The organism is Stenotrophomonas sp. 71799_Sma, assembly GCF_056482505.1.
The window spans coordinates 595,102-608,038 of the sequence record NZ_CM151202.1; the positions used below are offsets into that span (position 1 = coordinate 595,102).

12 protein-coding genes are annotated in these 12,937 nt (G+C 61.5%); 8 read left to right on the plus strand and 4 right to left on the minus strand.

Annotation, left to right across the window (positions count from 1 at the left end; all coding sequences use genetic code 11):
* The first annotated feature begins 4 nt into the window (after window positions 1–4).
* The 6 genes from ACZK4Z_RS02700 to galE all read left to right on the plus strand — a co-directional run bounded on the left by ACZK4Z_RS02700 (window position 5) and on the right by galE (window position 6,240).
* Complete coding sequence (locus ACZK4Z_RS02700; RefSeq protein WP_125892507.1) at window positions 5–736, plus strand: glycosyltransferase; 732 nt, start codon at window positions 5–7, stop codon at window positions 734–736.
* Window positions 733–2,172 carry a glycosyltransferase family 4 protein gene (locus tag ACZK4Z_RS02705; protein ID WP_125892509.1) on the plus strand — a complete coding sequence of 480 codons (1,440 nt, stop codon included), beginning with the start codon at window positions 733–735 and terminating at the stop codon, window positions 2,170–2,172. The genes ACZK4Z_RS02700 and ACZK4Z_RS02705 overlap by 4 nt, the downstream gene beginning before the upstream one ends.
* Window positions 2,169–2,870, plus strand: a complete 702-nt coding sequence (locus ACZK4Z_RS02710; protein WP_125892511.1) for an NAD-dependent epimerase/dehydratase family protein — start codon at window positions 2,169–2,171, stop codon at window positions 2,868–2,870. The genes ACZK4Z_RS02705 and ACZK4Z_RS02710 overlap by 4 nt, the downstream gene beginning before the upstream one ends.
* Window positions 2,871–3,024: 154 nt before the next feature.
* The gene (locus tag ACZK4Z_RS02715; protein WP_125892513.1) at window positions 3,025–3,780 is read left to right on the plus strand and encodes a glycosyltransferase family A protein; all 756 of its coding nucleotides are present in this window, start codon (window positions 3,025–3,027) and stop codon (window positions 3,778–3,780) included.
* A 4-nt stretch (window positions 3,781–3,784) separates the two neighbouring features.
* The gene (locus ACZK4Z_RS02720; protein WP_185749936.1) at window positions 3,785–5,221 is read left to right on the plus strand and encodes a glycosyltransferase; all 1,437 of its coding nucleotides are present in this window, start codon (window positions 3,785–3,787) and stop codon (window positions 5,219–5,221) included.
* Window positions 5,218–6,240 (plus strand): UDP-glucose 4-epimerase GalE, encoded by a 1,023-nt coding sequence (gene galE, locus ACZK4Z_RS02725; protein WP_125892517.1) that lies wholly within the window; start codon window positions 5,218–5,220, stop codon window positions 6,238–6,240. Before ACZK4Z_RS02720 ends, galE begins: the two co-directional genes overlap by 4 nt.
* Before the next feature lie 36 nt (window positions 6,241–6,276).
* On the opposite strand, the gene ACZK4Z_RS02730 is transcribed toward galE, so the two are convergent.
* Window positions 6,277–6,681 (minus strand): GtrA family protein, encoded by a 405-nt coding sequence (locus ACZK4Z_RS02730; RefSeq protein WP_107432738.1) that lies wholly within the window; start codon window positions 6,679–6,681, stop codon window positions 6,277–6,279.
* A complete protein-coding gene (locus tag ACZK4Z_RS02735; RefSeq protein WP_260467261.1) occupies window positions 6,678–7,652 on the minus strand; it encodes a glycosyltransferase family 2 protein in 975 nt (324 codons plus the stop codon). The genes ACZK4Z_RS02730 and ACZK4Z_RS02735 overlap by 4 nt, the downstream gene beginning before the upstream one ends.
* 128 nt (window positions 7,653–7,780) lie before the next feature.
* Here ACZK4Z_RS02735 and ACZK4Z_RS02740 point away from each other — a divergent pair, with 128 nt between their 5' ends.
* Window positions 7,781–9,196: a hypothetical protein gene (locus ACZK4Z_RS02740; protein WP_478451173.1), complete on the plus strand. Its 1,416-nt coding sequence runs from the start codon at window positions 7,781–7,783 to the stop codon at window positions 9,194–9,196.
* A gap of 33 nt (window positions 9,197–9,229) precedes the next feature.
* Complete coding sequence (locus ACZK4Z_RS02745) at window positions 9,230–10,753, plus strand: glucosyltransferase domain-containing protein (protein ID WP_125892521.1); 1,524 nt, start codon at window positions 9,230–9,232, stop codon at window positions 10,751–10,753.
* Window positions 10,754–11,121: 368 nt separating this feature from the next.
* Here the strand turns inward: ACZK4Z_RS02745 and ACZK4Z_RS02750 are convergent, their stop codons facing one another.
* Complete coding sequence (locus ACZK4Z_RS02750; RefSeq protein WP_125892523.1) at window positions 11,122–12,060, minus strand: electron transfer flavoprotein subunit alpha/FixB family protein; 939 nt, start codon at window positions 12,058–12,060, stop codon at window positions 11,122–11,124.
* Window positions 12,060–12,806, minus strand: a complete 747-nt coding sequence (locus ACZK4Z_RS02755) for an electron transfer flavoprotein subunit beta/FixA family protein (protein ID WP_125892525.1) — start codon at window positions 12,804–12,806, stop codon at window positions 12,060–12,062. The genes ACZK4Z_RS02750 and ACZK4Z_RS02755 overlap by 1 nt, the downstream gene beginning before the upstream one ends.
* Window positions 12,807–12,937: the final 131 nt, after the last annotated feature.

Consider the following 12,937-nt stretch of genomic DNA (forward strand, 5'->3'; position numbering starts at 1 on the left):
GCCCATGGCACCGGGCCTGAGTGTTGTAGTCACCTTCCACAAGGAGGGTCTGTTTGCCCACGCGGCACTGTGCAGCTATCTGAAGTCGCGTGCGGACGCCCGCCAGGCGGGGATCGACGTGGAAGTCGTGCTTGTACTGGACAATGCAGATACAGAGACCACGGCGATCATTCGAAACCATCCCGATCTGGAGGGCGATGAGCTCATCATCGAGGTTGCCGTGGGGGATGCTGCACTCGCCCGGAATCTCGGCCTGGCGCGCGCGCGCGGTATTCATGCTTGCACGTTGGATGGTGATGACCTGATCAGCCGCGAGTACTTCCGGCGTCACATGGCCTTTGCGGTCGGCCTGCCTGAGCGCACGATCCTGCATCCGGAAGTGGTCGTCAGCTTCGGTAGGGACAACTTCTTCAGCTGGCAGCTGGACCAGGACTCCACGTACTTTTCCGCCGACATGCTGATCTCCGAGAACCCATGGGTCAGTGCGGTGTTCGCACGACGCGATGTGTTTGCTGAGGTTCCCTATGTCGGGTGTCGCCCGAAACAGACCGGTTTTGGCTATGAGGATTGGCATTGGAGTTGCCAGTCCGTGGCCGCGGGCTTCCGGCATGTGACCGTGCCGGAGACAGCCTACTTCTATCGGTTGAAGCAGAGCGGCTCGGTCAACGCGACCAGCAGTGAGCTGCAGGTCGTCATGCCGCCAAGCGACCTTTTCGGTCGTTGGGAGGATGCATGATCGGGCGGCTGCTGGCTTTGCTGCGTCGCGTGAGCCTTCGACAGCTCCTGCGTGATCCGCGCGCTGAACTGGGACGCATCCTGGGCGGAGTGGGCAGGCGGCTGGAGAGCACGGGTAAACGCATCAGTCATGCGCGCCGTGAGATGCCCGCGTGGCTGGATGGTGAGATCAACGCGCTGGCGCACTTCGAGCCAGAGCTGCTTGGACCGAAAGGTTGCGGTGTCCACTACAGGCACTATGGCGTCCCCGTCGATACCCGGGCAGGAGCGTTGTATCGCGAGCTGGCTGCAGCCGTGGGCGCCCGTCGCGCCACGCACGTGCTGATCGTGCCGTGGCTTGTGCGGGGTGGTGCTGACCGCGGAGCTTTGTATCACCTGAAAGCGTGGGTCGAGTCAATGCCGGCGGCCAATGTTCTGGTGATCCTGACCGAAGACATCAATTCGCCTTGGCTGGATCGCATTCCTGCCGGCATCAGGGTGTTGCATTTCGGGCGGATGCTGGGGCCGATGGGAATGCCGGGCAGGGTGCAGTTGTTGACCCGGCTGCTGGTGCAGATGCAGCCGAAGGTCATCCATGTCATCAATTCCCGCGTTGCATGGGAATCCTTCAGGCTGCATGGATTGGCATTGCGCCAAGCGTCGCGGCTGTTCGCCTCGCTTTTCTGCGATGACCGTAACAACGATGGCGTGCCCGTCGGCTACGCACGCAGCTATCTGCGTGAGTGCCGTACGCACCTTGCGGGGGTGTTCTGCGACAACGACGTATTCCCGGACCTGTGGGTGCAGGAACTCGGTGTGCCGCGTCAATTGTTCACGGTCCTTCGTTTTCCCTATGACCGCACGGTTGTCCGCAAGGATGATGATTTTGGGATCGACGGCGCTCCCCGGATCCTGTGGGCGGGGCGTTTTGATCGACAGAAGCGGCCGGATGTCCTGCTGGCCATTGCGCGGACGATGCCGTCAGTGCCTTTCGATGTGTACGGTGTATCTGAGTTGGGCCGCGTGCATCCGGCGATCAGTGAACTGCAGAGGCTGCCGAATGTGAAACTGCATGGTTCATTTTCGCGGTTCGAAGATATTGCAGGGAAGGCCCATGCGGCCTACCTGTTCACCTCCTCATGGGAAGGGGTGCCGACGATACTGTTGGACGCCAGTGCTGCCGGTTTGCCCATTGTTGCCCCTGCCGTGGGCGGTATCGTGGACCTGATCGATCGTTCCATCCTGGTGGACACATCGGATGACGTTGCGGCGTATGTGGAGCAGTTGCAGCAACTCATCGATAGTCCGGCGCTTCGCCGAAACCGCCGGGAGCAGCAGTACGCCGCATTGGCGGTGGGGCGTGGCTGGGGCGACTTTGCCGGCGTGCTGCGTGAGATTCCCTACTATCTTCCGGGGGCACCGGCGACGTTGACCCATAAAAAAGGACGCTCATCGTGATTATTGGACGTGGACTGGTTGCCACGGCCTTCGTGGACGACTGGCTGCAGGATGAGACGACGATGATCGTCGCTGCCGGCGTGTCGAACTCGGCCGAAACAGAGCGCGCCGCATTTGCGCGCGAAGAGCGCATGCTCGACGAGGTGCTTGCAAGCAAGCAGTTGCGGCGGATTGTCTATTTCGGCAGCTGCGCGGTCGGCAACCCATCGGAACGGCAGACCCCCTATCTACAGCACAAGGCGGCAATGGAGGCTCGCATCCTCGCCGACGTGCGTGGCCAGGTGTTCCGCCTCCCGCAGGTGGTGGGGGCGGGCGGCAATCCGCACACCCTGACCAATTTTCTGTGTTCGAGGATACTTTCGGGCGAGCCCTTCGACGTGTGGGCTCGGGCGGAACGTAATCTGATCGACATCCAGGACGTGGCGACACTTGGCACCCATGTGCTGCGCCATCGGGACCAGTATCCACCGATGATGTCGCTGGCCGATGTCTGCTCCACCAACATGCTGGCGATCGTGCGTTGCATGGAGGACGTGCTGGGGCGGCAGGGCAATTGCCGGGTTCTGGACCAAGGCGTAGCGTTCCCGATTGAAACAGCGGATTGCGAGCGTGCGGCTCAGGCATGCGGTGTCCGCCTGGGCCCCGGATACATGAGGGCGCTGATTGGGAAGTACTATGCCGATGCCGTCAATGGTTGACGTATTCACTCAGTCTTCCAGGCCGCAAGTATGATCAACGAAACGCCAGCGGCTGGCTCCGGCCCCGGTGGTAACCCATGACAATCTGGTGGTGCAGAATGAACTGCAGTCGTAAACGGTGCACTGCGATGCGGCCGAGCCACAGGAGTGGCGAATGAACGTGCCGGCACTGAGTGCCATTGTCACCTTCCATGGAGAGGGGATACTGGCGCATACCACGTTGCGCTCCTACGCGCTGTCGCGCAATATCGCCCGCCAGCAGGGGGTGGAGGTGCAACTGGTGCTGGTGCTGGATCGGGCAGATGCGCAGACGCGTGCGTTCGTGGTCAATCATCCGGACCTGGATGGCAGCGAGACCGTTGTCGAAACCCAGGTTGGTGATCTGGCATTGGCGCGGAACGCGGGCGTGGCTGCCAGCAGCGCTGACTACATCTGCACACTGGACGGCGATGATCTGATTTCGACCCGTTACTTCCTTATGCACCTGAAGGAAGCCGCGCAGCTGGATGGACGGTTCGTGCTGCACCCGGAAATGGTGCTGAGCTTTGGAATGTACAGCGCGTTCAACTGGCAGGTCGACCAGACGGGCCCCTATTACGACGAGCACGCCCTGCTCAGCGTCAATCCGTGGATCAGCGCGGCATTCTCCACGCGCGCGCTTTACGAGGAAATCCCATATGTGGCCTGTTATCCACGGCAGACCGGATTCGGCTATGAAGACTGGTACTGGAACTCGGAAACCATCGCGCGTGGCGTCGTGCACCGGCTCGCTTGGGGCGCGGCGTACTTCTATCGGCGCAAGTGGCATGGATCGCTCAACGAAGCCAGCCATGCGATGAAGACCGTCGTCCCGATGACATCGCTGTTCGCGTTGGGGCGCGATCGCGGCCAAGGGCGCGACCATGCTTGAGCGCATGACCCACAGCCGCTGGGTGCGAAACCGCTACACGCGCCGTGTCGCTCATTGGGTGCGGCACCTTTACGCGTTGCTGTTCGGGCCGGACGGCTTGGAACAAGCCGGCACCCATGGCGCGTCTGCACCGGCCATGCCTGCGTGGCTGCAGGAAGAAATGCTTACGCTCGCGGCACTGGAGCCTGAACTGCTACCACCAGGGTCGGGCGTGGATCGCTACGCGTTCTATGCAGTGCCAATGGATGTGGCTCCTGGTCGCGTCTTCGATGCCGTCTCCCAGGCCATCGGCTCGCTGCCCTACAGTCACGTCCTGCTGATTCCCTGGTTGAAGCAGGGGGGCGCGGACCGGGGGATCCTCTACCACTGCAATGCCATCGTGGAAAGCAACGCCAAGGCGCGGATCCTGGTGCTGTCGACGGAGAACGCAGCGTCACCGTGGGCGTCACGCCTCCCGCCTCAGGCTACCCACGTAGACTTTGGCGGGTTGTGTGCGTCGCTCGACTTCAACCAGCAAGTGGCAGTGATGACGCGCGTGCTTGTGCAGCTGCGTGCGCCGCTGGTGCATCTGGTGAACTCCCGGGTCGGCTGGGAAATGATCCTTCGCCACGGGCTGGCGCTTACCCAGCACAGCCGGATCTACGCGTCCATCTTCTGTGATGACTACGACCAGCGGATGAACCCGGTCGGGTATGCGCGAGATTATCTTCGCTATTGCTATCCCTACCTGTCCGCAGTGATCTGTGACAATTCCTGCTACCCAAGGATCTGGACGCGCGAACTGGGTATCCCCGCTTCGTTGTTCACGGTGGTCCCTTTCCCCTATGACGGTACCCTTCCGGAAGCGGTCGACGTGGCACTGTCTGCCGATTCCGCCGCGCGCGTACTTTGGGCGGGGCGCCTGGACCGGCAGAAGCGGCCGGACCTGCTGGCCGCCATCGCGGCACAGATGCCCGATGTACAGTTCGACGTGTACGGTGCCCAAGTGATGTCTGGTGCTGCTGGGCAGGACCTTCAACGGCTGCGCTCGCTGGCCAACGTCACATTGCATGGTGAGTTCAATCGACTGGAAGCTGTAGCCAGCAGCGAGCACTTTGCCTACCTGCATACCACTGCATGGGAAGGCACTCCGACGATCCTGTTCGATGTGGCTGCGGCGCGCTTGCCGATCTGTGCAGCTGCGGTAGGCGGCATTGTCGACTTCCTGGCTACCCAGGATATGGTCGCCGTTGCAGATGATGTGGATGGTTTCGTGCAGGAGCTGGGCCGGTTGCGTGCATCGGCCGCACTGCGCAACGCGCGGGTCAAGCGGCAGGTTGAATCCTTGCGACGCGATCGCGGTTGGTCTGATTTCCGCCAGCGATTGCGCGAACTGGATGGATATCTGACTCCGGATACGGCGGCGCAGCACAAGTCACAGATGGATGGCACTCAAGAATGAAGGTTCTGGTTACGGGCGGGGCCGGCTTTGTCGGATCGCATACAGTTGTGGAGCTACTGGCTGCAGGTCATCAGGTGCAGGTGATCGACAATTTCTGCAACAGCGAGCGGTGGATCGTTGATCGCATCGAGCGTATCGCCGGGCAGCGACTTGCATTGGATGAGCTGGACATCAGGGACAGCAAGGCTCTCGTGGCGAGCATGCAGCGTTTCCGGCCCGACGCGGTCATTCACTTCGCTGCCTTGAAGTCGGTCTCGGAAAGCACGGAACAGCCGGCCAGGTACTACGATGTCAATGTCGCGGGAACCACCTGCCTGTTGGAGGCCATGCAGGCGGTGGGGAGCCGCCACATCGTGTTCAGCTCTTCGGCGACGGTCTATGGTCAGCCGGAAACATGCCCGGTCGCCGAAGGAGCACCCGTTGGGCCCGGCAACCCTTACGGGCGCACCAAACTGATCGGGGAATGGCTGATACGTGATTGCGTGCATGCGCCGGGTGCTTCCCTGAACGCGGCAATTCTTCGCTACTTCAATCCTGTCGGCGCGCATTCCAGTGGGCTGATCGGCGAACTGCCGCGGGGAGTGCCGAACAATCTTGCTCCCTACATCACCCAGACTGCTGCGGGGCAACGCGATTACATCCGTGTGTTCGGCGCCGACTACGCAACGCCCGATGGAACCGGGGTGCGCGACTACATTCACGTGATGGATCTAGCCAAGGCGCATGTTGCGGCACTCGATGCCCTCGCTACAGGCGGTGAGCGCGAACTGACGTTGAATCTGGGAACCGGTCGTGGCTACTCGGTGCTGGAGCTGATTGAAGCCTTCTCGGCGGTGGTCGGCCGTCCAATCCCATATCGCCTACAGGATCGTCGCGCTGGTGACATCGGCGAGTGCTGGGCCGACCCCTCTTTGGCCAATCGAGTGCTGGGTTGGCGTGCGCAGAAGGACCTCCAGGACATCTGCGCTGATGCCTGGCGCTGGCAGCAGGCCCTCTCTGGAAGCCCCGCGCTCCGCTAGAGCAGCACGGTGGGAAAAAGCCCTGTGCTTCCGGCTTCAGTGTCGGGGCGCAGCGCGGAAGACCCAGGCGTTCATCACCACAAAGACGATGATCGGCACCGCGATGGCCGAGAACAGAATGCCCCAGCGATAGTCCAGGGATGCCTGGGAGATGATTGCCATGCCCCCGGCCGACAACGCGATGTTCAGGCCATGCACCAGCAGGAATCGTGTCGACTCCGTGGACACCTGTCCCTTGGACGCGAAGGTGAAATACTTGTGGGCGATGAAGTTGGGCGGGAGCAGCAGCAGATAAGCCACCACGGTAGCCAGTACCGGGTGCATGCCGCCTTTGCTGACCAGCAGCCAGGTCAGCGCGGAGAACAGCAACGTGCTGGTACCACCCACTGCGCCAAAGCGGACAAGCTTCCCCGCCAGTTGCTTGGCCTGGTGCGACTTCATTGTTGCGTGTCCGGCGCCGGGTTTACGCGCTCGGCAATGGCGTATTGTGTGGGTGTGGTGAAATTGAGCAGGATTCGACCGACGTATTCGCCGATGGCGCCCAGTGCCAACAGTTGCACGCCGCCCATGATCAGGATGGCCACAATCAGCGACGACCAGCCCACAGCAATGCTCGGATCGAGCAGCTTGTGGACGGTGATGAACGCAGCGAAGATGAAGCCAATGGCTGAAATGACCATGCCGGTCAGGGATGCCATCCGCAGCGGTGCGACCGAGAAGCTGGTGGCCATCTTCAACCACAGCGAGATCGACTTCTTCAGGCTGTAGCCTGAAGTGCCGTCTTCGCGGGCATGGTGGCCCACGCTTCGCGTGGTGATGCGTGAGGTGGCCGACAGGATCAGGCCATCCAGGTAAATGGCAGGGCCGCGGAACTGCACTACCTCATCGCGAACGCCACGCTTGAACGCTTTGAACGGAGACAGATAAAGCCCTTTGGGCTTCTCCAGCAGCCATGTCGCCACAAGATCGTTGAAGCGGCTGCCGAGGATTTTCCAGGCAGCATGCTTGCGCCCGGTGAACGTGCCATAGCAGACGTCATGGTCGGCATCCAGGGCGTCCACCAGGGTCGGAATATCGGACGGCGCATGCTGCAGGTCGTCGTCCATGGTAACAATGACCCGGCCACGACACTCCCGGAGCCCAGCGAAGATCGCCATGTGCTGTCCGACGTTCTTGCGCAGATTCACCGCCCGGACCCATGAATGGGTTCGGGCCAGCTCGGATGCGACCGCCCAGGAACGGTCCGGGCTACGGTCGTTGACCAGGATCAACTCCAGCGCGTATCGCCCGCCGATGGCGGCTTCAATGGCCGCGACGAGCGATGCCAGCGTCTTCTCGCTGCGATAAGCCGGAACAACGATCGAAAGATCGATCTGGCTTGACGGGTCGCCCATAGCCGCGTTGGTCGCCATACCCACCCCGAAGTGGAGGAAAATTCACCTAGTCAGTTAGTATAGGGCCGATCATGGCCCGGTGCACGGCGGGCTGCCCCGTACTGGCCCTGTGCCAGCAGTCCCGGCTGCTGGATTCGGGGCAGCTGATGGACATCATGCCACGTATGAATTTGAATCAGCTGGCCCGCGCTTGTGAGAGCGGGTTTGATCGCCTGGATCGCAGCTATCTGCTGTATGCCGCCCTGATACTGCTGGGCATGTACAGCCTGGGTCAGCTCACCGCGCCGTTCATCGCCCACGATGATTTCGACTGGCTGCTATCCGGTTTCGACCAGGGGTTCGAAACTCCTTTCAGCAAGGCCGGTTCAGAAGGGCGGTGGGGCAACTTCCTGTGGTCCAAGTTCAGCCCCTATCTCAGCATCCAGGCCGCGTTTGGGTTGTATCTGGTCGCGTTTTCGCTGATGTGCGTTGCCATTGCAAGGGTGGTGTCCCCGTCGTCAGGTGTGTTGGCTGCACTGCTGGTATTTCTGTCACCAATGACTGCAGAAACCATGCAGTGGCCGGTGACGCAGGTCACCGGCGTCGTCGTGACGGTATTGGGTTGCCTGGCCATGCAGCGAGCGCAAAGTGATGGGCGAAGGCGCCTCGTGATGGCTGTTGCGGTCGTCGCGGGATTCCTTTTCTATCCTTCCTTCGGCCCTCTTTTCCTGCTCATGTACGCGGCGCGATGCAACGGCAGTTATCGGAGCATCGTGCTCGGGGCGTTGATATATGTGCTGGCGTTTGCCTGCGCTGTGCTGTTGGTCTTTACGTTGAATTACGTGTTTCACGGGACGTTCTCGATCAAGCCGGCAGCGTGGCGTGAAGCTACTCCTCTGATGCATGGCGGTTCGCTGCAGGGAAACATCGAGCGCTATCTGGCGTGGTTCCAGGCGGTCAAGCCGCTTTGGCCCGCCCTTCTTGCCGCTGCTGTTGCGTTTGCCCTATGTATCCATCAGCGCATTCGTACCCGCCAATGCCTTGCATTGCTGCTGTCAGCAGCAATGCTGCTGAGCATCGATGCCTCGCTTTCGGTGATCTCTGGCTTATCGATTCCCTTGCGCTCAACAGTGTGGCTCTGGCTGCTTTGCGCTGTGCCAATCATCTTTCTGGTGTACGAGCGCAGGGCTCTGCTGCCTGGCCTGCTGCTTGCGCTGCCGCTGGCCTCTACCGGCCTGCTCGGCTGGCAATCGGCCTATTCCGGCACCAGGCATGTTTTTCCCGCCATGCAGAGCACCGGAATGGAGATCTCACGGGTCCAGGCGGCCAATGCGGGACGATTCGACGATGTGATCCTGTTCGGTGACGTCCATGGCAATCAAACCATGGGGTGGCTGCACAGCAATCGAGCCCTGCGCAATTACCTGTTCAAGGATATGTCGATCTACACCCGGCCCTGCGACGATGTGCTCTGCGCCCGTATTCAGGGCGAGATTGATCAGCGTGCCGAAGTCCCACAGTGGCTGATGGTCGATCGCCATCTTGTATGGGTGCTGTCCCCACGGAACACGAGTACGTATTGATGCATTGCGTTGCCCGATCGTGGAGCCGAGAACATGATTGACTATGGTCCCCTGCATGCCCGGCTCCGTGGCTTGCTGCCGGCGTCTGCGATCGGGCAGCTGCTGCTGACCTGCCTGGTGGTGGCAGGCCTGACCACTCTGGCCCGGCTGCCCTTTGTGCTTTCCCCAGGGCTGTCAACGGATTCCTATGCCTATCTGCAGGGATGGCCGACGCTCGAGCAGCTTTTCAGCCAAGGCCGGTTCGGGCAGTTCCTGGTCTTCAAGCTGCTGGGCGCGTTTGCGATTGATCCCTTGGCATTCGCGACCCTGTTGCAGGGCGTAGGGCTGGCGGTTTTCGCTTTCAGCACTCCTTTGATGTTTACAGCTTTTGCCGACCGGCGACAGCGCCGTCTCGGTGCGACAGGTCTTGCCGCATTGATGGTGACCTTGCATCCCTACTCGGCGGAAATCCTGACCTTCTCCGAGGCATCATTCACTGCGCAATTGGCCTGTGCGATGGGCGTTGCCGCGATCTTCATCGTGGCTACGCGGCCACGGTTCTGGTGGTTGGCCTGGATCATGCTGGTGGCGGCGCTGTCCATGTACCAGCTGCTGATCAACATTGCAGCATTGATGATATTGCTGGGTATCATCCAGACCTATCTGCGGACTGGGGGCTCGTTGCGTGGTGAGTGTGCAGCGTACCGGCCTCTGTTTTACGCCATTCTGGTACTGGGTGGTGCCTTGGTGGCGTACCTGTGTATTCACAAGTCGCTGGTGACCGCTCTTGGCATCAGTGAAGTCGGCCGAGCCGGCTTTCTTCCGTTGGATAAGCTCTATCTGCGTGCCCAGGAAATTGTCTCGCTAGGCGGATTTCTGTGGCAGCGTACCTTGCTGGTAGCGTACGGATCTGCAGCCAAGGGGCTCTTCTGGGGTATGGTTGCGTCGGGCTGGCTTCTGTTGTTGCTTCGTCTTCTGGTGCGCCCTCGCATGGGTTCCGTCTTGCCAATCATCGCAATGGGGCTTGTTCCGGCAGCCGCTATGGGCGTGATCGCGGTCGGTAAGGTTTGGTGGCCTGCGCCGCGCGTGCTGGGAGGGGTTGTTCTTGCGTGCGCTATGGGCATCTACTGGGTGGGATGGTTCGCGCAGGGGCGGTTGGGGCGGGCACTGGTTCTAGTACTCGGGGGGATACTGCTGCTGAGCTTTACAGCGGTGGGTCATCGCGTGCACAGCGATCAGTTGCAGTTGAACGCCTTCGATCGCCTGCTTGCACAGCGCATATATGACGAAATGATCCGTACGCCTGGCTATACGGACCAGATGCCGGTTGCCGTGGTCAATCGCCGCCTGAACTGGGCACATTCCATGCCCTTGGCAACGGCTTGGATGGACCTGAATCTGACTGCGTTCGCCGACAAGCGCGCGTTGAAAGGGCTGCTTGAGCTTTCCAATGGACGCACGTTGAATCACGTGCCCGCCGAGCCGGGCGATATCGAAGAATGTGCGAAGCATCCGGCTTGGCCTGATCCCGGTTTTGTTTTGAAGCGACCTGAAGGCGGCATTCTGGTCTGTATTTGACTGCGCGTGGAAGGAGCCGACCGCCGTGAGGCGGCAAAGGCGCTCCTGCCTGCTGTAAAGAGCGTGCATTCCAAAGACCAGGCGGGGCCGATCGCTGTCATTTACTTCCACGGCCTCGGCCACCATGCGGCGGACCTTCCCAGGAGCAATTCTTGGATACTGCGATCGGAATGATGCCCGTGGGAGTAAACGCTGGGCGAGATGATCCGTCTTACAGGCCATCGCGGTGAAATCAGGATGGCGCCGTCAGGGTGTTGACCTCATTGAACATTCCTTTCCCACGGGAAATGTGCCAACTCAATTCAGGACGGGTCAGGTAAAACAAGAAAGCCCGGCGAACTTCGCCGGGCTTTTTCACATTGCGCTGTTCAGAGCGCCTTCTCTAGTTCTGGCAGGATCGCAAACAGATCCCCCACCAGGCCGATATCGGCAATCTCGAAGATCGGCGCGTCGCCGTCCTTGTTGATCGCGACAATCGTGCCAGCGTCCTTGATGCCGGTCAGGTGCTGGATCGCACCACTGATGCCGACCGCCACATACAGTTCCGGTGCGATGATCTTGCCGGTCTGGCCGACCTGCAGGTCGCTGGGCACGTAACCGGCGTCAACGGCGGCACGCGAGGCACCGACGGCGGCACCGAGCTTGTCGGCCAGCTGGAAGATGACCTTGAAGTTCTCTTCCGAACCGACGCCACGGCCACCGGAGACCACGCGCTTGGCGCTCTGCAGGTCCGGGCGGTCGCTGGCACCGGCGGCCAGGCCGACGAAGCGGGTGTGGGTCGGCAGGGCAGCGTCGACGCTGGCTGCTTCAACGGTGGCATTGCCACCCTGGGCGGCTTCCGGCCACGAGGCGGCACGCACGGTGGCGACCACGATCTGGTCAGCCGGCGCTTCCACGGTGATGATTGCGTTGCCGGCGTAGATCGGGCGCTTGAAGCTGTGGCTGCCTTCAACGCTCATCAGATCGGAGACCTGGTTGACGCCGAGCAGGGCGGCCACGCACGGCATCAGGTCCTTGCCGAAGGTGGTCGACGGGCCGAATACGTGGGTGTAGCCCTTGGCCAGCTGTGCGATCTGCGGCGCCAGCACCTGGGCGATGGCCTGTGCGTTGGCGGCATTGGCCACGGTCAGGACCTTGGCGACCCCAGCGATCTTCGCGGCCTCGGCGGCCACGGCAACCGGATCGGCGGCCAGCACCAGCACATCGATGCTGGCACCGTTGATCGCGGCGGCGGCGCTGATGGTCTTGGCGGTGGCGGCGTTGAGCTTGCCGTCGTGGTGCTCGGCGATGACGAGAATCCTGCTCATTACAGCAACCCCTTCTGCTTGAGTGCGGCAACCAGTTCGTCCGCGTCCTTGACCATCACACCCTTGCTGCGCTTGGACGGCGCGGCGTACTGGGTGGTCTTGAAGGTGTCGGCGGCTTCAACGCCGAGGTCGGCCAGCTGCAGGGTCTCCAGCGGCTTGGCCTTGGCCTTCATGATGTCCGGCAGTTTGATGAAGCGCGGCTCGTTCAGGCGCAGGTCGGTGGTGACCACGGCCGGCAGATCGACTTCCAGTGTTTCCAGGCCGGCATCGACTTCACGGGTGACCGTGGCCTTGCCGTCGGCAATTTCGAGCTTGCTGGCGAAGGTCGCCTGCGGGCGGCCCCAGAGCGTGGCCAGCATCTGGCCGGTCTGGTTGGCGTCGTCATCAATGGCCTGCTTGCCAAGGATCACCAGGTCCGGCTGTTCCTTTTCGATCAGCTTGAGCAGGGTGCGCGACGCGGTCAGCGGCTGGACCGCCTGGTCGGTGACGACGTGGATGGCACGGTTGGCGCCCATGGCCAGGCCGTTGCGCAGGTGCGCCTGGGCGTCGGCCGGGGCGATGGTGGCAACCACGACTTCGCTGGCGATGCCCTTGTCGCGCAGGCGCAGGGCTTCTTCCAGGGCGATTTCATCGAAGGGGTTGGGGGACAGCTTGACGCCGTCGGTGACCACGCCGGAACCGTCCGGCTTGACCTGAATGCGGACGTTGTAGTCCACCACGCGCTTGTACGCGACGAGGATTTTCATCTGGTACGGGGTCCTTGTAGTGCCGGCCGCTGGCCGGCTCACATTTGCTGGAGATCATCCGGTCCTGGAAAAGCAACCGGTTCGGGGGTGGGACCCCGATTCTAGCTGGCTTGGGGGGACGCATGCGAATG